General features: G+C 71.6%; 13 protein-coding genes and 1 other RNA gene. All 14 read left to right on the top strand.

The window, feature by feature from the left end; all coding sequences use genetic code 11:
* Positions 1-573 precede the first annotated feature (573 nt).
* The 14 genes from rplJ (at position 574) to JD276_RS14480 (ending at position 20,547) form a co-directional block, all read left to right on the top strand.
* On the top strand, positions 574-1,083 hold the full coding sequence (gene rplJ, locus JD276_RS14545) for a 50S ribosomal protein L10 (RefSeq protein ID WP_200116390.1): 510 nt from the start codon (positions 574-576) through the stop codon (positions 1,081-1,083).
* Positions 1,084-1,152: 69 nt separating this feature from the next.
* Positions 1,153-1,536, top strand: a complete 384-nt coding sequence (rplL, locus tag JD276_RS14540) for a 50S ribosomal protein L7/L12 (protein ID WP_200116389.1) — start codon at positions 1,153-1,155, stop codon at positions 1,534-1,536.
* A 198-nt stretch (positions 1,537-1,734) separates the two neighbouring features.
* The gene (locus JD276_RS14535; RefSeq protein WP_200116388.1) at positions 1,735-2,757 is read left to right on the top strand and encodes an AAA family ATPase; all 1,023 of its coding nucleotides are present in this window, start codon (positions 1,735-1,737) and stop codon (positions 2,755-2,757) included.
* On the top strand, positions 2,754-3,947 hold the full coding sequence (locus tag JD276_RS14530; RefSeq protein WP_200116387.1) for a DUF58 domain-containing protein: 1,194 nt from the start codon (positions 2,754-2,756) through the stop codon (positions 3,945-3,947). Before JD276_RS14535 ends, JD276_RS14530 begins: the two co-directional genes overlap by 4 nt.
* Positions 3,940-6,366 (top strand): transglutaminase TgpA family protein, encoded by a 2,427-nt coding sequence (locus JD276_RS14525; protein WP_200116386.1) that lies wholly within the window; start codon positions 3,940-3,942, stop codon positions 6,364-6,366. Before JD276_RS14530 ends, JD276_RS14525 begins: the two co-directional genes overlap by 8 nt.
* Before the next feature lie 186 nt (positions 6,367-6,552).
* A complete protein-coding gene (locus JD276_RS14520) occupies positions 6,553-8,382 on the top strand; it encodes an ABC transporter ATP-binding protein (protein WP_200116385.1) in 1,830 nt (609 codons plus the stop codon).
* Entirely contained in the window at positions 8,382-10,388 is a 2,007-nt protein-coding gene (locus tag JD276_RS14515; RefSeq protein ID WP_200116384.1) for an ABC transporter ATP-binding protein, read from the top strand. The genes JD276_RS14520 and JD276_RS14515 overlap by 1 nt, the downstream gene beginning before the upstream one ends.
* 14 nt (positions 10,389-10,402) lie before the next feature.
* Positions 10,403-10,499: signal recognition particle sRNA small type (ffs, locus tag JD276_RS14510), an RNA gene on the top strand.
* A gap of 44 nt (positions 10,500-10,543) precedes the next feature.
* Complete coding sequence (gene pta / locus JD276_RS14505) at positions 10,544-12,841, top strand: phosphate acetyltransferase (protein ID WP_307866596.1); 2,298 nt, start codon at positions 10,544-10,546, stop codon at positions 12,839-12,841.
* A complete protein-coding gene (locus JD276_RS14500; protein ID WP_200116383.1) occupies positions 12,838-14,043 on the top strand; it encodes an acetate/propionate family kinase in 1,206 nt (401 codons plus the stop codon). Before pta ends, JD276_RS14500 begins: the two co-directional genes overlap by 4 nt.
* 62 nt (positions 14,044-14,105) lie before the next feature.
* Positions 14,106-17,456 carry a DNA polymerase III subunit gamma and tau gene (locus JD276_RS14495; RefSeq protein ID WP_372432873.1) on the top strand — a complete coding sequence of 1,117 codons (3,351 nt, stop codon included), beginning with the start codon at positions 14,106-14,108 and terminating at the stop codon, positions 17,454-17,456.
* 3 nt (positions 17,457-17,459) lie between these two features.
* Positions 17,460-18,056, top strand: coding sequence for a recombination mediator RecR (gene recR / locus JD276_RS14490; protein WP_200116381.1), 597 nt, complete (start codon positions 17,460-17,462; stop codon positions 18,054-18,056).
* A 115-nt stretch (positions 18,057-18,171) separates the two neighbouring features.
* A complete protein-coding gene (locus JD276_RS14485; protein ID WP_200116380.1) occupies positions 18,172-19,449 on the top strand; it encodes an aspartate kinase in 1,278 nt (425 codons plus the stop codon).
* 36 nt (positions 19,450-19,485) lie between these two features.
* Positions 19,486-20,547, top strand: coding sequence for an aspartate-semialdehyde dehydrogenase (locus JD276_RS14480; RefSeq protein ID WP_200116379.1), 1,062 nt, complete (start codon positions 19,486-19,488; stop codon positions 20,545-20,547).
* The last annotated feature ends 127 nt before the right edge of the window (positions 20,548-20,674 follow it).

Below are 20,674 nucleotides of genomic sequence, written 5' to 3'. Positions count from 1 at the left end.
CTGATCTCGAGCGTGGAATAGCCCTGCACCAAGAGGTGCAAGAGTGACTCGATAGTAGACCAAGGCCAGAACTTCATGACAGCACCTCCGGGTAAAAGAGGTGTTGCGTTAGCCCCCTGAAACCACCCGCGGATTTGGAGCATCTACTGACGAGGGCGGGGTGGGGCATGCGGAGCGCGGGGTGGGGCATGACGAGCGCGGGGTGGGGGCTGACGAGCGCGGGGTGGGGCCCGCCGGGCGGCGGTCGGGCTGGGCGGGCCGGGGACGCGGGATCAGAGGCCCGGATCCCGAACCGCGTTTGCGCACCGCGGCGATCCCATGCTAGATTTCTCGATGGCCAAAGACCGCCGGTAGCGACCCGCAAGGGTCCCGGAACGTCTGCGAGAATCGGTTCGCCGATTCGAGTGGAGACCAGCGCAGGTACGATTTTCCTGAGGTGCGAGGATCCCGATCCCGAACCGAGTGAAGCTCCGTGCGTGCGCGCCGGAGCTTTTTTCGTTTCGAGAGCAGCTCCGACACGTCACGGCCCCCGGGCGACGACCGTCGCGCGGGTACGACAAGCTAGGGAGCGCCATGGCTACGAAGGACGCTACGGTTGCCGAGCTTCAGCAAAAGTTTGAAGACTCGACCGCCGTTCTGCTGACTGAGTACCGCGGTCTCACGGTTGCCCAGCTGCGGGATCTCCGCAACAGCATCCGCGAGCACGCGACGTACGCTGTGGCGAAGAACACGCTGACCAAGATCGCGGCGAACAACGCCGGGATCACCGCCTTCGACGACGAGCTCGCCGGCCCCTCGGCGCTCGCCTTCGTCCACGGTGACACCGTCGCCGTCGCAAAGGCTCTGCGTGACTTCGCCAAGGCAAACCCTCTTTTGGTGGTGAAGGCGGGCTACTTCGATGGCAACGCCCTTTCCGCCGCTGAGGTAGGCAAGCTCGCCGATCTCGAGAGCCGCGAGGTGCTGCTGGCCAAGGCCGCAGGCGCCATGAAGGCCTCGCTGTTCGGTGCAGCTCAGCTGTTCAACGCACTGCCCGCCAAGGCCGCTCGCGGCTTCGGTGCGCTGCGCGACAAGCAGGACGCCTGAACCCGCTAGACCGGGTTCGGCACACAGGATCCGCTCGTCTCGCACGGGCACACACTAAGGAGAAACACAATGGCTAAGCTTTCCACCGAAGAGCTGCTCGAGCAGTTCAAGGAGCTCACCCTCATCGAGCTCAGCGAGTTCGTCAAGGCGTTCGAGGAGACCTTCGAGGTCTCCGCCGCCGCTCCGGTCGCGGTTGCCGCTGCTCCCGCCGCCGGTGGCGAGGCCGCCGCCGAGGAGGAGAAGGACGAGTTCGACGTCGTCCTCGACACCGTCGGCGACAAGAAGATCCAGGTCATCAAGGTCGTGCGCGAGCTGACCGGCCTGGGCCTGGGCGAGGCGAAGGCTCTCGTCGAGGAGGCCCCCAAGAACGTGCTCGAGGGCGCGAACAAGGAGGACGCCGAGGCGGCCAAGGCCAAGCTGGAGGAGGCTGGCGCCGGCGTCAAGCTCGCGTAAGTTCCCTCGCTGCAAGGCGAAACGGGGCGGCCCCGCTTCAAAAATGCGTCAGCATTTTTGGCGGGGCCGCTGCTGTTTCACCGCAGCCCACGGAGCGAAGCGAGGGGTGGGGATCACCTTCGGGTGGTCCCGCCCTTCGCGTCTCCCGGGGGGCGGTGTCCAGGCCCCCGTGAGAACATGGGAACGAGGAGGGCGGGCATGCGGAGAGAGCAGACCGGGCGGGCCCGGGCGGACGCCGGGGCGTCGGTCCGACGCGTCTCGGCCGAGGACGCGGCGCGCGTCTCCGCACTCGCGGGTCGGATCGTGGACGAGGTCGCGTCCGCCGTGGTCGGCAAGCCGGCCGAGATCGAGGCCGCGGTCGCCACGCTCCTCGCGGGCGGGCATCTGCTGATCGAGGACGTCCCCGGAGTCGGCAAGACGACCCTGGCCTCCGCCCTCGCGCGCACCTTCGGCGCCGACTCGGTGAGGATCCAGTTCACCTCCGACATGCTGCCCACCGACGTCACGGGCGTCTCCGTGTTCGACCAGGTCACGAGGGAGTTCAGGTTCCATCGCGGGCCGATCTTCGCGAACCTCGTCGTCGCGGACGAGGTGAACCGGTCCACTCCCAAGACGCAGTCGGCCCTGATCGAGGCGATGGGCGAGGCCCACGTGACGGTCGACGGCACGACGTACCCCCTCCCCGATCCGTTCATGGTGGTCGCGACCCAGAATCCGCAGGACATGGAGGGGACGTTCCCGCTTCCCGAGGCGCAGCGCGACCGGTTCATGGCGCGGATCTCCCTCGGCTACCCGTCCCTCGAGGCCGAGGTGGCCCTGCTGGAGTCGCGATCCTCGGCAGATCCGCTCGCCGGAGTGCGCACCGTCGTGCCGCTCGGCGAGGTGGTGGCCGCCCGGGCCGCGGTCTCCGCGGTGCACCTCGCGACGGAGGTCTCCAGCTACCTGGTGTCCATCGTCTCGTCGACTCGGGCGCACCGCGGCATCGTGCACGGAGCGAGCCCCCGCGCGTCGCTGCACCTGGCCCAGATGGCCCGAGCTCGCGCGGCGATGGCCGGGCGCGCCTACGTGTCGCCCGACGACGTCGCCGCCCTCGCGACGATCGTGCTGTCGCACCGCCTGGTCGCCCGCGATCTCCACGCCTCGGCCGTCGACGCGCTGGCGGCGGCCGCGCGCGCCGTGGACGAGATCGTCGCGCGGACCCCGGTTCCCGGTCTGCGATGATCCCGACGCGCCGCGGCTGGGGGTTGCTGGCGCTCGCGTGCGTGGTCGCGGCGATCTGGTCCCTCGTCCGCCTCGGCGATCTGCTCGCACTGCTCGCGCTGATCGTCGCCGCGCTCCTCGTCTCCTTCCTCACCCTGGTGCTCGTGCGGGTGCTCGCCCGCCCGCGCGCGACGGTGACGGCCGACCTGACCACCCCGACGCCGGGCGAGGTCGTCACGGTGACCGCGTCCCTATGGCACGACCTGCCGTTCGCGCAGGACCTCGCGCTGCGGTGGGAGGGCCCGGGCGCGCGGGAGGGCGGCGAGCTGCGCGTGCCGCGCGGAAGCGAGGCGCGCGCGGTCGTCGAGTGGAGGGCCGCGCAGCGCGGGCCGGTCGCGATCGGGATCAGCGGCGTCGTCGTCGCGGATCCGCTCGGGATCGCCCGATGCCGCCTCCCGGTCTCGGCGTCCGCGGAGGTGCTCGTGCTGCCCGCGCTGCTGCCGCCCGAGGCGCTCCCGCGGGAGCTCGCCGGGGTGGGCTCCGGCAGGACGGCGCGGGGCGTCGAGGAGACGGGTGCGGGCCGGCTGCGGGAGTACCGCGAGGGCGACCTGCCGAGGTGGGTCCACTGGAAGCAGAGCGCGCGTCAGGACCGCCTGCTGGTCAACGTGCCCGAACCGGAGTCGGGCGACCGCCTCTCGATCGCGCTGGCGCTGAGCGCGGACGACTACCCCGGCGCGCCGGCCGACTTCGAGCACGCGGTCTCGCTGACGGCCTCGATCGTCTCGCAGCACCTCCGACGCGGAGGCGGCGTCGACCTCTGGACGATCCGGCGCGGGACGCCGTCCCTCTCGCTCCCCGCCGCCTCGGAGAGCGAGATCCTCAGGTTCCTCGCCGCGGTGCGGCTCGAGGATGTTCCGGATCCCTCACGTCCGCGCGGCGAGGAAGTGGCCGATCGGGTCGGCTCGACCGGTACCGGATCCACCGGCCCGACCGAGGCGCTCGAACCGTCCGCGGGCCTGGCTGCGCCCCTCGTCGTCACGGGCGCGCCCACTCCCGCCCTCGCCGCACTCCTCCCGACGGGCGCGGCCGGTCTCGTCGTCGTGTCCTCCCCGGCGCGGGTCGGCGCCGCGGCCGCATCCCCGGTCGCACTGCCCGCCGGCTGGCAGCTCGCGCGCTCGACGCCCGCGCAGGCCGGGGCGAGTCATGGTTGAGCGCGGAGCGGGCACGGCGGCCCGGCGCCCACGGGCTCCGGGAGCGCGAGCGACCCCCTCGCGGTGGCGACCGCTCGTCGGGTCGATCCTGCTCTTCGCGCTCTGGGCGGTGGCGCTGGCGGTGCTCGGCGAGGTGTTCACCGGCTCGCTCTGGACGATCCGGGCCCTGATCCTGACCGGGGCGATCACCCTGGGAGCGGGTCTCGCGGCTGCCTCGCTGCCGCGCCGTCGCGCGCTCTCCTGGGTGCTCGGCGCCTCCGCCGGGGCGGCCCTGCTGCTGTGGTGGGCGGAGCGGAGCGGCAGCCTGGAGCTCTGGCTGACGGATCCTCGCCTGGCGGTGCAGGAGATCGGCATCGCGGTCGCGGAGGGGGTGCCGCCGGTCGAGCCCGCGGGCGCGTTCCTGGACGCGCTCCTGCTCGGCTGGTCCGCCTCGGTGGCCCTCGCGTCGCTGATCCTGGTCCGGCAGGATCTCCTCTTCCTCGCGGGCGTCGTCCCCGCCTCGTGGATGCTCGTGCCGTCCATCATCGTCTCGATCCGGGCGCCCGCCCCGCTCCTCGCGTGCGCCGGGGCCCTGCTGCTCCTGCTGCTGTGGGCGGGGGCGCCGCGGGGCGGGCGATGGACGGGGCTCGTCTCGGCGGGCCTCGCCCTCGCCCTGGCGGCGGGGCTGCTCGCCGTCACGCCCCCGACGCGGGATCGGGTCTGGAACAGCGGTGCCGTATCGGCCTCGCCGGTCTCGCCGGGGGTGCCCGACGTGACGGTCGCTCTGGGCGAGGATCTCCGGGGCCGCAGCGACGCGGTCGTGTTCAGATACCAGGGGCTCCGCTCGGGGGAGTCGGTGAGGTTCACCCTCGCGGTGCTCTCGGAGTTCGAGCGCGGCACCTGGCTGCCCCAGGAGGCCCTCGAACCGGGGAATCCGTCGGTGGAGACGCCGAGGGAGCCCCCCGCCGGGGAGTGGGCGCAGTGGGATCCGACCTCCGAGACTCCCCGCCACGTCCAGCAGGTCACCGTCCGCAACGAGGGGCTCGTGAGCCCCTGGCTCCCCCTGCCGAGAGGGGCGGAGCTGGTCGAACCCGCGGGGCCCCGGGGGGCGAGCTCCTTCGAACCCTCGCGGTGGCGGTGGGTCGACGGCACCTGGACGGCCCGGTCGGAATCGACGCTGACGCGGCGCGGCGACGAGTACCGCGCGCTCGGGCGGGCTCTCGAAGCCGACGACCTCTCCCGGCTGCTGTCCCCGGGCGCCGCGCTCGACGCGCCGCCCCCCGAGTTCGACGCGTTCCTCGAGCTCCCCGATGGGATCCCCGCCGCGGTCTCCGAGGCGGCGGCCGAGGCCACCGCCGGCGCGAACGGGCCCGTCGAGGCGGCGAACGCGCTCCTGACCCTCTTCCGGTCGGGCGAGTTCGTCTACGACGAGGAGGCCCCCTACGATCCCGGTGCGAACCGCGGCGACCCCTACGCCGTCATGGAGTCGTTCCTCGAGCAGCGCCGGGGGTACTGCGTGCACTACGCCTCGACCTTCTCCGTGATGGCGCGCACGCTCGGGATCCCGAGCCGCGTGGCCGTGGGGTACGCCTCCCGCGCCCAGAGCACCGAGTGGACATCGGTGCGCTCGCGCGAGCTCCACGCCTGGCCCGAGATCTACGTCGGCGGCGTCGGCTGGGTCGCCTACGAGCCGACGCCGGGCGGGGCGGGGCTGCGGGCGGATCAGGGCGAGCAGGAGGACCGCCCCGTATCGGGGCCCGAGGCGCCCGCTCCGGCCGAGACGCCGGAGGAGCCGCGGGAGCCGGCCGAGCGGCCCGAAGCACGGCAGCAGCCCGGCGAGGAGGAGCTTCCCGAGCAGCCGGCGGACGCGGCGGGGGAGACGGGCGGCGGCGCCGGGATCCTGCTCGGACTCGGGGCGACGGTGCTCGCCCTCGCCTGCCTCGCCCCGGCGCTGATCAGGTGGATCCTGCGACGACTTCGTCTGCGGCGGGTCCGTCGCGGGCCGGAGCCCGCCTCCGCGGCGTGGGCCGAGCTCGTCGATGCGGCGCGGGATCTCGGGTTCCTCGGGTTCACCGGCGGGGCGGAGGACCGCGCGCGTGCTCGCACCCCGGAGGCGGTCGTCGAGCACCTCGTCGGCCGGGGGCTGCTCGGCGCACGCGGAACGGCGGCCGCGGACGCCGCCGATCGTCTCGCCCTCGCGGTGGTGGGGGAGCGGTACTCCGGGGATCCGCCGGGCGGACCCGGACCCGGTGCCGGAGCAGGATCCGGACCCGGTGCCGGTGCAGGATCCGGAGCCGAGGGCCTCGCGTCCGACCTGATCGTCGCGATCCGGGCCCTGCGAGCCGGTGCGGGACCGAAGCGGCGGCTCCGAGCGGCGGTGCTCCCGCGGACCGTGCTGTCGCGCACCGCGTTCTCCCGCAGACGGTCTTCCGGCCGCTGAATCTGCTCCCGCCTCTGGTGTTCCCGCGAGGAGACTGCTAAGGTTGCCAGGCTGATTGACTGCTTGCCCCGCCCGCGAAGCGCACGACGATCGCCTTTCCCCCGGTCTCCCGCGGTTTCCTCCCGATGTCGGTTGCCCTTGGTAGCGTGCTCCGGTCAAGCCTCACCACTCCCAGAAAGGAACAGGGTGGCACTTCTACAGCTGACCCTGAGTCACGCTCGAAAGTACTGGCCGTTCATCGTCGCCGTGCTCGCGCTGCAGCTGCTCGCGACCATCGCCGCGCTCTGGCTGCCCAGCCTCAACGCCCAGATCATCGACCGGGGCATCATGACCGGCGACACCGACTTCATCTGGAGCACCGGCGGCCTCATGCTGCTGGTGTCGCTCGGCCAGGTGGTCTCGGCGGTCGCCGCCGTCTACTTCGGCGCCCGCGCCAGCATGGGCATCGGGCGCGACCTGCGCCGCCGCGTCTATCGCAAGGTCGACTCGCTCTCCACGCTCGAGGCGACGAGGTTCGGCGCCGGCACGCTCATCACGCGCGGCACGAACGACGTGCAGCAGATCCAGATGCTCGTGCTGATGACCTTCAACTTCATGGTCACCGCGCCCATCATGGCGATCGGCGGCATCATCATGGCGCTGCGCGAGGACGCGGGGCTCTCCTGGCTCGTGTGGGTCTCCGTGGCGGTGCTCGCGGTCATCGTCGGCTTCCTCGTGTGGCTGCTGCTGCCCCTCTTCCGGCAGATGCAGGATCGCGTCGACGCCATCAACGGCGTGCTGCGCGAGCAGATCATGGGCATCCGCGTGGTCCGCGCCTTCGTGCGCGAGAGCTTCGAGGCCGAGCGATACCAGACCGCCAACCGCAACATCACGGACGTCTCGGTGAAGGTGGGCAACGTCTTCGTGCTCATGTTCCCGGTCATCATGATGGTGCTGCACGTCGCCACCGGAGCCGTGCTCTGGTTCGGCGGCCACCGCGTCGACGCCGGCCTGGTCGAGGTCGGATCCCTCACCGCCTTCCTGCAGTACCTCCTGCAGATCCTGATGGCGGTGATGATGGGCGTCTTCATGACGATGATGATCCCGCGCGCCGTGGTCTGCGCCGAGCGCCTGCGCGAGCTGTTCGAGACGCGCTCCGAGCTGACGTTCCCCGAGGCCGAGTCGGTGCCCGCCCCCGCGCGGGGTCGCGTCGAGTTCCAGGACGTCACCTTCGGCTTCCCCGGCGCCGAGCTCCCGGTGATCAAGAACGCGTCCTTCGTCGCCGAGCCGGGCCGGACGACCGCCATCATCGGGTCGACCGGATCGGGCAAGACGACGCTGCTGAACCTCGTCCTCCGGCTCTTCGACCCGCAGAGCGGCAGCATCACGATCGACGGCTCTCCCGTCACCGCGCTCACCAGGGAGCAGCTGGCGGCGGCGGTCAGCCTCGTGCCGCAGCGCCCCTACCTGTTCTCGGGGACCATCGCGTCGAACCTGCGCTTCGGCAACGACCGGGCGACCGACGAGGAGCTCTGGGAGGCCCTGCGCGTCGCCCAGGGCGACGACTTCGTGCGCGCGAAGGATCAGGGGCTCGACGAGCCGGTGTCGCAGGGCGGCACGAGCGTCTCCGGCGGCCAGCGGCAGCGGCTCTCGATCGCCCGCGCGCTCGTCGCGAAGCCGCGCGTCTACCTCTTCGACGACTCGTTCTCCGCGCTCGACGTCGCCACGGACGCCCGCCTGCGCGCGGCGCTGCCCTCGGCGACCGAGGGGGCGACCACCATCATCGTGGCGCAGCGCGTCTCGACGATCACCGAGGCCGACCAGATCCTCGTGGTCGAGGACGGCGAGATCGTCGGCCGCGGCACCCACGAGGAGCTGCTGGAGAGCAACGGGGTCTATCAAGAGATCGTCGAGTCGCAGCTCGAGGCGACCGACGTGACGGCGGGCGAACCCCGAAGACGCGAAGCGTACGAAGGTTCGACCGGTGCCGCTGCAGCGGCAGCCTACGGAGCGACGCGAGAGGGAGGTGCGGTCTGATGGCGAGGAAGAAGACGCAGAGCGTCGAAGCGGCGCCCGAGGGCGCGACGCAGACCGCGACCGACGAGTTCGAGCTGCCCGACGACTACCAGCCCGACAACGACGACTGGTCGGGCACGCAGCCGACGAAGAAGGCGAAGCACTTCTGGCCCTCGGCGAAGCGGCTGTTCGGCCTGCTCGCACCCGAGAAGGGGCTCTTCGCGTTCGTCGTCGTGCTGGTGGTGTTCTCGGTGGTGCTCACCGTGATCGCCCCCAAGGTGCTGGGCCAGGCGGTCGACGTCATCGTCGAGGGGGTCGTGAGCGGAGCGAGCATCGACTTCGGGCTGCTGTCGCGCCTCATCATCGCCGTGATCGCGCTGTACTTCGTGGCGTCGGCGCTGATGTGGCTGCAGGGCTACATCCTGAACCGGCTGGTGATGCGCATCATCTACCAGCTGCGCGAGAGCATCGAGGCGAAGATCAACCGTCTGCCGCTCAGCTACTTCGACGGCCGCCAGCGCGGCGACGTGCTGTCGCGCGTCACGAACGACGTCGACAACATCCAGCAGGCCCTGCAGCAGGCGTTCTCGCAGCTGGTGCAGTCGGTGCTGACGGTCATCGGCATCACCGTGATGATGTTCGTCGTGTCGTGGCAGCTCGCGCTGATCGCGCTGATCGCGCTGCCGCTGTCGGGCGTCATCGTCGGCATCGTCGGGGTGCGGGCGCAGAAGCTGTTCGTCTCGCAGTGGAAGAGCACGGGCGCCGTGAACGGCCACATCGAGGAGTCGTTCACCGGGCACGAGCTCGTGCGCATCTTCAACCGCGACCGCGAGATGACCGAGGAGTTCGACCGGCGCAACGAGGAGCTGTTCGAGGCCGCCTACAAGGCGCAGGCGCTCTCGGGCACCATCATGCCGTCGATGCAGTTCGTGCAGTACCTCACCTACGTGCTGATCGCGGTGGTCGGCGCGCTGCGGGTGACGGCGGGGCAGATGACGCTCGGCGACGTGACCGCCTTCATCCAGTACTCGCGCGAGTTCGCGCAGCCGCTCGCCGAGATGGGCGGCATGGCCAACATGCTGCAGTCGGGCGTCGCGTCGGCCGAGCGCACCTTCGAGTTGCTCGACGCCGACGAGCAGGATCCCGACACGGCGACCGAGTCGCTGCCCGAGCGCGCCGAGGGCCGCATCGACTTCGAGCGCGTCTCCTTCAGCTACGACCCGGCCGAGCCGCTGATCGAGGACCTCTCGCTCACGGCATCGCCCGGCCAGACGGTCGCGATCGTCGGGCCGACGGGAGCCGGCAAGACGACGCTCGTGAACCTCGTCATGCGGTTCTACGAGCTGAACTCCGGCCGGATCACTCTCGACGGCGTCGACATCACGCATCTGTCGCGGGCCGAGCTGCGCGGGCAGGTCGGCATGGTGCTGCAGGACGCCTGGCTGTTCGAGGGCACGATCCGCGAGAACATCCGCTACGGGCGGCTCGACGCCACCGACGATGAGGTGGTCGAGGCCGCGAAGGCCACGATGGTGGACCGCTTCGTGCGCCAGCTGCCCGAGGGATACGACACGGTAATCGAGGAGAACGCCTCGTCGCTGTCGGCGGGCGAGCGGCAGCTGCTCACCATCGCGCGGGCGTTCATCGCGAACCCCTCGCTGCTGATCCTGGACGAGGCCACCTCATCGGTCGACACCCGCACCGAGGTGCTCGTGCAGCAGGCCATGCAGGCCCTGCGCACCGACCGCACCTCGTTCGTGATCGCGCACCGCCTCTCGACGATCCGCGACGCCGACACCATCCTGATGATGGAGGCCGGCCGCATCGTCGAGCAGGGCTCCCACGAGGAGCTGCTGGCCCGCCGCGGCGCCTACTACGCCCTGTATCAGGCGCAGTTCAGCGGCGAAATCGATGAGGCGCACGCCGAGGAGCTGCTGACCGGCGCGCCGGTCGCGGCGACCGGCGCGGTGCCCGTCGTCGGCGACGCGACACAGATCGCAGGCGACGATTCGGAGCGGACCTCCTGATCCGGTAGCCTGGGAGAGGCTCCCCACGTGGCGTCATCTCAGGGAACTCCCCCAGGGCAGAAATGCAGCAAGGGTACCTGGGCTCTGGCGGGTGCGTGGGGAGTCCTCTGTGTACCGCCCGCCACGGGCGCGGAGAGGCCCAGTACGCTGGGGGTGTGGCTGCGAGCATCTACCTGACCTCGGCCGAGGGCCGATCCGGCAAGAGCGCCGTGGCGCTCGGGGTCCTCGACGCGCTTCTGGCGGATGCGCCCCGTGTCGGGGTGTTCCGCCCGCTGATCCGCGCCGGAGCCGAGCGCGACCGGGTGCTCGAGCTGCTGCGATCCCGGGCGTCCGCCGACGCCCCGTACGAGGACTGCGTGGGGGTCAGCTACGAGGAGGCGCACGTCGACCCCGAGGGCTCCCTGACCAGGATCGTCGCGGCCTACAAGGCGCTCGAGGCGCGGTGCGATGCGGTCGTGGTCGTCGGCTCCGACTTCACCGATGTCGCGGCGCCCTCGGAGCTCGCGTTCAACGCGAGGATCGCGGCGAACCTCGACGTCCCCGTGCTGCTCGTGCTCGGCGGTCGTCTGCACGACGGTCCGGAGGCGCTGGGCCAGTCGACGGCCCGCAGCGCCGAGGAGATCGCGCAGGTCGCCGAGATGGGGATGCAGGAGCTGCGGGCGGCGCACGCGACGGTGCTCGCAACGCTCGTGAACCGCGCCGACCCCGAGGCGCTCGACCAGATCGTCGCGGCCGTCTCCGCCGTCGTTCCCGAGGCGCTGCCCGTCTGGGCCGTCCCCGAGGAGGTGCTGCTCGTCGCACCGCCCGTCGACGCGGTGATCGCGGCGGTCGAGGGCCGCCTGGTGCGCGGCAGCACCGAACTCCTCGCCCGGGAGGTGCGCGAGGTCGTGGTCGCCGGCATGTCGATGGAGAACGTGCTGCCGCGGCTGCTCGAGGGGTCGGTCGTGGTGATCGCCGCGGATCGCTCCGAGACGCTGCTCGCCGTCACGGTCGCGCACGAGGCGCCGACGTTCCCCACGATCGCCGCCGTCGTGCTCAACGGCGACTTCGAACTGCCCGCCGCGGTGGAGCGGCTGCTCGACGGCCTCGACTCGACGCTGCCCGTGGTGCGCACCCGATTCGGCACGTTCGACACGGTGCAGCGCATCACGCGCTCGCGCGGATTGCTCAGCGAGGAGTCGCCGGCGAAGTTCGACACGGCGCTCGCGCTCTTCGCCGAGCACGTCGACACCTCGCTGCTGCGGAAGCGCCTGCAGCTGCACCGCGGCGGCACCCGCACGCCGATCATGTTCGCCTACGAGCTCTTCGAGCGGGCCGCGGCCGCCGACGCGCACATCGTGCTGCCGGAGGGGGAGGACGACCGCATCCTCCGGGCGGCCAGCACGCTGCTGGCCCGACGGACGGCGAGGCTCACGATCCTCGGAGAGGAATCCGCGGTGCGCAAGCGCGGCGCCGAGCTCGGCCTCGACCTCGGCGACGCCCAGGTCGTGGATCCCGCCGCCTCGCCGCTGCGCGAGCACTTCGCCGAGGAGTACGCGCGCCTGCGGGCGCACAAGGGCGTCACCCTGGAGGCCGCTCGGGACGTCATGGCCGACGGCAGCTACTTCGGCACGATGCTGGTGCATCTCGGCCTCGCCGACGGCATGGTGTCGGGCGCCGCGAACACGACGGCGCACACCATCAGGCCGAGTCTCGAGTTCATCAAGACCAGACCCGGGGTCTCGGTCGTGTCGAGCGTCTTCTTCATGGCGCTCTCCGACCGGGTGCTGGTCTACGGGGACTGCGCGGTGAACCCCGACCCCACCGCGGAGCAGCTCGCCGACATCGCGGTCTCCTCGGCCGACACCGCCGCCCAGTTCGGGGTCGACCCTCGCATCGCGATGCTCTCCTACTCGACGGGCACCTCCGGATCGGGGGCCGACGTCGACAAGGTGCGGAGGGCCACCGAGCTCGCGAGAGCCCTGAGACCGGATCTCAAGATCGAGGGGCCGATCCAGTACGACGCGGCGAGCGACCCCGCCACCGGAGCGGCGAAGCTGCCGGGCTCCGAGGTCGCGGGACGCGCCACGGTATTTATATTCCCCGACCTGAATACGGGCAACAACACCTACAAGGCGGTGCAGCGCTCGGCCGGAGCGGTCGCCGTCGGCCCGGTGCTGCAGGGGCTCAACCGGCCCGTCAACGACCTGTCGCGCGGCGCGACCGTCGAGGACATCCTCAACACGGTCGCCATCACCGCGGTGCAGGCGGGCGAGCTCCGAGGACGCGAAGCGTTCGAGGACTCGACCGGTGCCGCATCGCGGCAGCCCACGGAGCGCAGCGAGGGGTGGGGCGAGCTCCGAGGACGCGAAGCGTTCGAGGACTCGACCGGTGCCGCATCGCGGCAGCCCACGGAGCGCAGCGAGGGGTGGGGCGAGCTCCGAGGACGCGAAGCGGGGGAGGGAGCGGTATGAGCGCGATCCTGGTCGTCAACAGCGGCTCGTCGTCGATCAAGTACCAGCTGATCGACGCGAGGAGCGAGCAGCGCCTCGCGTCCGGGCTCATCGAGCGCATCGGCCAGGCGGAGGGCCGGATCGAGCACCGGAGCACGGCGTTGGGAGGCGACGAGACCCGCGAGGAGCGGATCATCACGGTCGCCGATCACGCGGTGGGGTTCGCGGCGATGATCGAGGCCTTCGCGCGCTCCGGCCGGTCGATCGGCGAGGCGGGGCTCGTCGCCGTGGGACACCGCGTCGTGCAGGGCGGAAGCGAGTTCGTCGCGCCGACGCTCATCGACGAGCGGGTCGAGGCGAAGATCCTGGAGCTCTCGACCCTGGCGCCGTTGCACAACCCGGCGAATCTGCAGGCGATCATCGCGGCCCGCGGGGCCTTCCCCGACATCCCCCACGTGGCCGTGTTCGACACCGCGTTCCACCAGACCATGCCGCCGGAGGCATACTCCTACGCGATCGACGCAGAGGTCGCCCGCGAGCACGGGGTGCGGAAGTACGGCTTTCACGGCACGTCGCACCAGGTCGTCGCGCGCCGAGCCGCCGAGTGCCTGGGGCGCCCCGTCTCCCGATTGAAGCAGATCGTCCTGCATCTCGGGAACGGGGCCTCGGCCTGCGCGGTGGACGGCGGGCGCTCCGTCGACACCTCCATGGGGCTCACGCCGCTGGAGGGGCTGGTGATGGGCACCCGCAGCGGCGACATCGATCCGGGCGGGCTGCTCCATCTGCTGCGGGCCGGGTACGACGTCGCGCAGCTCGACGAGCTGCTGAACAAGCGATCGGGCCTGCTCGGGCTCTCGGGAAGCCTCGACATGCGGGACGTGCAGGAGGCCGCCGCGCACGGGGACGAGCGCGCGAGGCTGGCCCTCGCCGTCTACGCCCACCGGATCCGCCGGTACCTCGGCGCCTACCTCGTGGAGCTCGGCGGCGCCGACGCCATCGTGTTCACCGCCGGTGTGGGCGAGAACGTGCCGGCGGTGCGCGCCGACGTGTGCGCCGGGCTCGAGTGGTTCGGGGTGCGGATCGACCCCGAGCGCAACGAGTCCCGGGAGCGGGCTGCGCGCAGGATCAGCACGGACGATTCGAGGATCGCGGTGCTCGTGGTGCCGACCGACGAGGAGGCGGAGATCGCGCGCCAGACCTGGCAGGTCGTCACCGCACCGTAGCCGGTCCCGGGCCGCGGCACCGTTCGACCTCGCCGGGCCGAATGTCAGACCCCGCCGGTAGCATGGCTTCCGTGGTCACCGCACTGTATCGCCGTTATCGGCCAGAAGCCTTCGCCGAGATGATCGGCCAGTCTCAGGTCACCGAGCCCCTGATGACAGCGCTGCGCTCGGGGCGCATCGGTCACGCCTACCTGTTCAGCGGTCCGCGCGGCTGCGGCAAGACCACCTCGGCGCGCATCCTGGCGCGCTGCCTGAACTGCGCCGAGGGGCCCACCGACTCCCCGTGCGGCGTGTGCCCCAGCTGCGTCGAGCTGAGCCGCGACGGAGGCGGGTCGCTCGACGTCGTCGAGATCGACGCGGCGAGCCACGGCGGCGTCGACGACGCCCGCGACCTCCGCGAGCGGGCGGTGTTCGCCCCGGCGCGGGATCGCTACAAGATCTTCATCATCGACGAGGCGCACATGGTCACGCCCGGGGGCTTCAACGCGCTGCTGAAGATCGTCGAGGAGCCGCCGCCGCACGTGAAGTTCGTGTTCGCCACCACCGAGCCCGACAAGGTGATCGGCACGATCCGCTCGCGCACCCACCACTACCCCTTCCGGCTGATCGCCCCCGCCACGCTCATCGACTACGTGCAGTCGCTCTGCGACAGCGAGGGCGTGCAGGTCGAGCCCGGCGTGCTGCCGCTCGTGGTGCGCGCCGGCGGCGGCTCGGTGCGCGACACGCTCTCGATCCTGGACCAACTGATCGCGGGCTCCGAGAACGGAGTGGTGACGGCGAGCCGTGCCGCGGGGCTGCTCGGGTTCACCCACGGCGAGCTGCTCGACGACGTCGTGACCGCGTTCGGGGCCAATGACGCGGCCGCCGCGTTCCGGGCGACCGACCGCGTGGTGCAGACGGGGCAGGATCCGAGGCGCTTCGTCGAGGACCTGCTCGAGCGCCTGCGCGACCTCATCGTCGTCAGCGCGACCAGCGTGCAGGGCGCGTCGGCCGTGTTCAGGGGAGTCCCGGAGGATCAGCTGCAGCGCATGTTCGAGCAGGCCCAGGATTTCGGGGCGGGCGAGCTCTCGCGAATCGCGGACACGGTGAGCGCGGCGCTCGACAAGATGACGGGGGCCACCGCGCCCCGACTGCAGCTCGAGCTCATGGTGGCGCGGGCGCTCGTGCAGGCGAGCGCCGCCCCGGTGGGGCCGGAGGTGCGACCGGTGAGCGGCGGGAACACCGGCCGTCCCGGATCCGCGATGGGAGCGGGACCCTCCGGGCACGCGGGCGGTGCTGCCGGCGCGAACACGGGGAGCGCGAACACCGGGAGCGCGAACACCGGGAGCGCGAACACCGGTAGGGCGAGCGCGGGCGGTGCGAGCGCCTCGGCCTCGACACCGTCGAGAGCGGAGGATCCCGCGTCGGGCGGCGACCGCGCGGCCGAGGGCACGCGCAATCCGGTCGCAGCGCTTGCGGAGGCCCGCAGCGCCGCGACCGATCACCCGGGCGATTCGCAGCAGGGCGGCACCCGCCCGGAGGATTCGCAGCAGGGAGCCCCGGCGCGCGATGCCGCCCAGCAGACGGCCAGGCCGAACGCTGCGGAGACGGCGGCCTCAGTGCGCGAGTTCCTGCGGGGGGACGCTGCCGGTGCGCCGCCGGCCGGTGAGGCTCCGTCGGTCGGCGCACCATCAGGCGGTGCCCCGGTCGGTGGTGCCTCGGCAGGCGGTGCTCCATCCGGCGAGGCTCCGGCCGAAGCCGCGGCGGGCGGCCCCGGCTCGTCGCCGCACCCCAATGCCGGCGCGGCCACCTTCGGGCGTCCCATCTCCGACGTGCTGAGCAAGGAGCAGCTCGCCGCCATGGGGCAGGAGGAGGCCTTCCGGGCTCCCCGCGATGAGACTCCGGGCGGGCAGGCTTCCGGGGCGCCCGTTCCGAACACGCAGACTTCAGGGGTGCCGGTTCCGAACGGGCAGGCTTCGGGCGGCCCCGCACAGGCTCCCACGGGCGGAGACGCGTCCACCGTCGGAGACGCTCCGTCGGGGGGAGACGCCCGGCCGTCGTCGTCCGCGGCTCCGCCCTCCCCGGAAGCGGACTCGGACCAACCGGAGGAAGCGTCCCCCGGCGGCTTCGACGACCTCGTCGAGCTCTGGTCCGAGCTGCTCGAGGAGATCCAGCAGCAGGATCGAGAGGCGTGGAACGCGATCCGCAACGTGCAGCCGCTCGGCCTCGAGGGCGATGTGCTCACGGTCGGCCTCGTGTCGGCCTCGGACCTGGCGGCGTTCAAGGCACGCGGCGCGGGTCCTCTGCGCGAGACGATCCACACGGCGATCGGGCTGAGCGTCAAGTACGTCCCGAAGAGGGTGGCCCCGGCCGGCGCGCGCGAGGGCGGCAATGCCGAGCGAACCCCGGGCGGCTCGGGAGTGCAGGCTCCCTCCGACGCAGAGGAGCCCCATCGAGGCGACTCCGCTGCGGGCCGGCAGAACCCATCAGGCCGGCCAGCTCAGCGCTCGCACTCCACGGAGGGCGACACGCAGCCCGCCGCGATGCACGAGGCCGAGGATCCGGTAGCCCGGGCACAGGCCCGCATCGCGGCGATGAGCAGGGGAGCGGCGGGGCACCGCGCCTCCGCGCCGGCCGACCCCGCCGAGGGGGCCTCGCCCACGGGGCCGGCTTCACCCATGGAGTCTGCCCCACCCACGGGGTCTGCCCCACCCACGGAGTCTGCCTCACCCACGGAGCCAGTCTCGCCCACAGGATCGGCCTCGTCACCCGGGCCGCTCTCCGGGGCGGCTCCGCTTTCCGAGTCGGCCGAGACGGGCCCCAGACCCGACGCCGGCCCGCTCGCCGCACCGACGCCGAGGGGCGCGGCTGCGCCGGGCTCGGCTGGGATCGCGCCCCGATCCGACCCCTACGACGACTACGAACCGACGTTCAGCGGCGGCGATGAGGATCCCTACGGCGAGCAGGCCGAGGATCCCTACCTCGCCGGCCCGGCTCCCGGGGGCGCGGCGAGCGAGCGGGCGCAGGTCCCGGGGGTCGCCTCGGGGCGGCAGGGGCCCGATCGTGCACCCGAGCCGGCTCAGGCGCCCCCAGCGAAGCGTGCACCGGCGAGCGAGACGGCAGCCACAAGAGATTCGGAACGCTCGAGCGGCTCCGAACCCGCGAGCGGCCCCCCGCCCGCGAGCGGCCCCGCACCCGCGAGCGGCCCCCCGCCCGCCACGGATCCCCCGCCCGGCACGGATCCCGTGCCGACGCTGGGCCCCGCGCCCGCTGCGGAGCGCGCGCTCGAGGGAGCGGAGGCCCCGTCCGAGTCCGAGATCGAGACGCCCAAGCGCGCCCCCGCCTTCACCCGCTACGGCGAGGCCGTGGTGCGCGAGGTGCTCGGCGCGAAGTTCATCGAGGAGCTCCCGCTTCCCGACAACAGAGAGGTCTAGCCCGTGTACGACGGCATCGTCCAAGAGCTGATCGACGAGTTCGGGAGGCTCCCCGGCATCGGGCCCAAGTCGGCCCAGCGCATCGCCTTCCACATCCTGCAGACTCAGAACTTCGACGTCTCGAGGCTCGCGGAGCTGCTCGCCGAGGTGCGCGAGAAGGTGCGCTTCTGCGAGGTCTGCGGCAACATCACCGAGGAGCAGCGCTGCTCGATCTGCCGCGACCCGCGTCGGGACGCCACGCTCATCTGCGTCGTCGAGGAGCCCAAGGACGTCGTGGCGATCGAGCGCACCCGGCAGTTCCGGGGCCTCTACCACGTGCTCGGCGGTGCCATCAGCCCGATCGACGGCGTCGGCCCCGACGACCTCAGCATCCCCCACCTCATGCAGCGGCTCGGGTCCGGGGAGGTGCGGGAGGTCATCATCGCCACCGACCCCAATCTCGAGGGCGAGGCGACGGCGGCCTACCTCTCCCGGCTGCTCACCTCGATCGAGGTGCCCGTCTCTCGGCTCGCCTCCGGCCTCCCGGTCGGCGGCGATCTCGAGTTCGCCGACGAGGTCACCCTGGGCCGCGCGTTCGAGGGACGGCAGCAGCTCCGCTGATCGATGTTCCGCGATGCTCCACGGTGCCCCACGGCTCTCCGTCGTCCAGTCACGCCCGACCAGGTAGACTGAAAGCTGGTGTCTGTGCCCGGCTCGTAACAGTGGAGGTTCTCGCGTGGCGTTGATCGTGCAGAAGTTCGGGGGGTCGTCCGTCGCGGATGCCGAGAGCGTCAAGCGCGTCGCGAAGCGCATCGTGGAGACCCGCCGGGCCGGCAACGACGTCGTCGTGGCCGTCAGCGCGATGGGGGACACCACCGACGAGCTCCTCGACCTCGCGGCGGAGTGCACCCCGATCCCGGCGCCCCGCGAACTCGACATGCTGCTCACCGCGGGCGAACGCATCTCGATGGCGCTGCTCGCCATGACCATCAAGGGCATGGGCGCCGAGGCGCTGTCCTTCACCGGCAGCCAGGCCGGTATGATCACGACCGCCGAGCACGGATCCGCGAAGATCGTCGACGTCACACCGGGGCGCGTGCGCGAGGCGCTCGACCAGGGCGCCATCGCCATCGTGGCCGGGTTCCAGGGCTTCAACCGCGACTCCCGCGACATCACGACGCTCGGACGGGGCGGATCCGACACGACCGCCGTCGCCCTGGCCGCGGCGCTGAACGCCGACGTCTGCGAGATCTACACCGACGTCGACGGCGTGTTCACCACGGACCCCCGTCTCGTGCCACGCGCCCGCAAGATCGACGCGATCACCGCCGAGGAGATGCTCGAGCTCGCGGCCTCCGGCGCGAAGGTGCTGCACCTGCGGGCCGTCGAGTACGCGCGGAGGCACGGCGTCGTCCTCCACGTCCGCTCCTCGTTCTCGAGCGAGCCGGGCACCATCGTCTACGACCCCGCGAAGGGGCATCCGAAGGGAGATCAGGTGGAAGAGCCGATCATCACGGGCATCGCCGCCGAGAAGAACGAGGCGAAGATCACCGTCGGGGGAGTGCCCGACGTGCCCGGCAAGGCCGCGCAGATCTTCGAGATCGTGGCGAAGACGAACGCCAACATCGACATGATCGTGCAGAACGTGTCGGCGGCGAACACCAACCGCACCGACATCTCCTTCACTGTGCCGCTCGGAGACGGCCGCCGCGTCGTCGAGGCGCTGGAGGCGGAGCGCGAGGCGCTCGAGTTCGAGAGCCTCCAGTACGACGACCAGATCGCGAAGGTCGCCGTCGTCGGCGCCGGCATGCGCACCAGCACGGGCGTCTCGGCGCAGCTGTTCCGCGCGCTCTTCGACGCGGGCATCAACATCGAGATGATCTCGACCTCCGAGATCCGCATCTCGGTGGTCACCCGTGCCGACCTGCTCGACAAGGCGGTGCAGGTGCTGCACACGGCGTTCGGCCTCGACGCCGAGACCGAGGCGACGGTCTACGCGGGCACCGGCCGCTGACGCAGACCACCTCTCACACAGTTAGGAGCCAGATACATGGCTGAACAGCAGGGCCTCTCGGTCGCCGTCGTCGGCGCGACCGGACAGGTGGGCGGCGTGATGCGCCGTCTGCTCGACGAGCGGGACTTCCCGATCTCGAGCATTCGCTTCTTCTCGAGCGCCCGGTCTGCGGGCACCGCGATCGAGTTCCGCGGCGAATCGATCGTCGTCGAGGATGTCGAGACCGCGGACCCGAGCGGCATCGACATCGCGCTCTTCTCGGCTGGCGGTGCGGCCTCGAAGGCGTACGCGACCAAGTTCGCAGAGGCCGGTGCGACGGTGATCGACAACTCCAGCGCGTGGCGCCTCGACCCCGAGGTTCCGCTCGTGGTGAGCGAGGTCAACCCTCACGCGATCGACGAGGCGCAGAAGGGGATCATCGCGAACCCCAACTGCACCACCATGGCCGCGATGCCGGCGCTGAAGGCCCTCGACGCCGAGGCCGGTCTCTCCCGTCTCATCGTGACCACCTTCCAGGCGGTCTCGGGATCGGGCCTCGCCGGCGCGCGCGAGCTCTCCGAGCAGGCGACCGCGGCGGTCGAGAGCGGCGAGCTCGAGCAGCTCGTCCACGACGGCTCTGCCGTCGAGCTGCCCGAGCCGCGCGTGTACACGAAGAACATCGCGTTCAACGTGCTGCCGCTCGCCGGTTCGATCGTCGACGACGGCGAGGGCGAGACGGACGAGGAGAAGAAGCTCCGCAACGAGAGCCGCAAGATCCTCGAGCTGCCCGAGCTGCTGGTCGCCGGCACCTGCGTGCGCGTCCCGGTCTTCAGCGGGCACTCCCTCTCGATCAACGCCGAGTTCGACCGCCCCATCACCGCCGACCGCGCCCGCGAGGTGCTCGCCTCGGCGCCCGGCGTGGCGCTCAGCGACGTGCCGACCCCGCTCGAGGCCGCCGGTCAGGATCCGAGCTACGTCGGCCGCATCCGCGAGGACCAGTCGGCGCCCGAGGGGCGCGGTCTCGTGCTCTTCCTCTCGAACGACAACCTGCGCAAGGGCGCCGCGCTGAACGCGGTGCAGATCGCGGAGGTCGTGGCCGCGAAGAAGCTCGCGGCGTAACACACGCGTCGAGCATCCAGGGTCGTGCGCGCACGAGTGGATGCATGTTTCGCGAACGGACGCCTGAGTCCTCGTGAAACATGCATCCACTCGTAGCGCGGGCATCCACTCGCGAAGGGGGCGTCGC

The organism is Leucobacter chromiisoli, assembly GCF_016522505.1.
Lineage (GTDB): Bacteria > Actinomycetota > Actinomycetes > Actinomycetales > Microbacteriaceae > Leucobacter > Leucobacter chromiisoli.
The sequence above is the reverse complement of the archived record's forward strand: the minus strand, read 5'-3'. Positions and strand labels throughout refer to the sequence as shown.

Coding starts and splice junctions, on each gene's coding strand:
- JD276_RS14530 (WP_200116387.1), top strand. CDS start 2,754: ATGATCCCGACGCGCCGCGGCTGGGGGTTGCTGGCGCTCGCGTGCGTG.
- JD276_RS14525 (WP_200116386.1), top strand. CDS start 3,940: ATGGTTGAGCGCGGAGCGGGCACGGCGGCCCGGCGCCCACGGGCTCCG.
- JD276_RS14495 (WP_372432873.1), top strand. CDS start 14,106: ATGGCTTCCGTGGTCACCGCACTGTATCGCCGTTATCGGCCAGAAGCC.
- JD276_RS14535 (WP_200116388.1), top strand. CDS start 1,735: ATGCGGAGAGAGCAGACCGGGCGGGCCCGGGCGGACGCCGGGGCGTCG.
- JD276_RS14480 (WP_200116379.1), top strand. CDS start 19,486: ATGGCTGAACAGCAGGGCCTCTCGGTCGCCGTCGTCGGCGCGACCGGA.
- JD276_RS14500 (WP_200116383.1), top strand. CDS start 12,838: ATGAGCGCGATCCTGGTCGTCAACAGCGGCTCGTCGTCGATCAAGTAC.
- rplL (WP_200116389.1), top strand. CDS start 1,153: ATGGCTAAGCTTTCCACCGAAGAGCTGCTCGAGCAGTTCAAGGAGCTC.
- JD276_RS14515 (WP_200116384.1), top strand. CDS start 8,382: ATGGCGAGGAAGAAGACGCAGAGCGTCGAAGCGGCGCCCGAGGGCGCG.
- rplJ (WP_200116390.1), top strand. CDS start 574: ATGGCTACGAAGGACGCTACGGTTGCCGAGCTTCAGCAAAAGTTTGAA.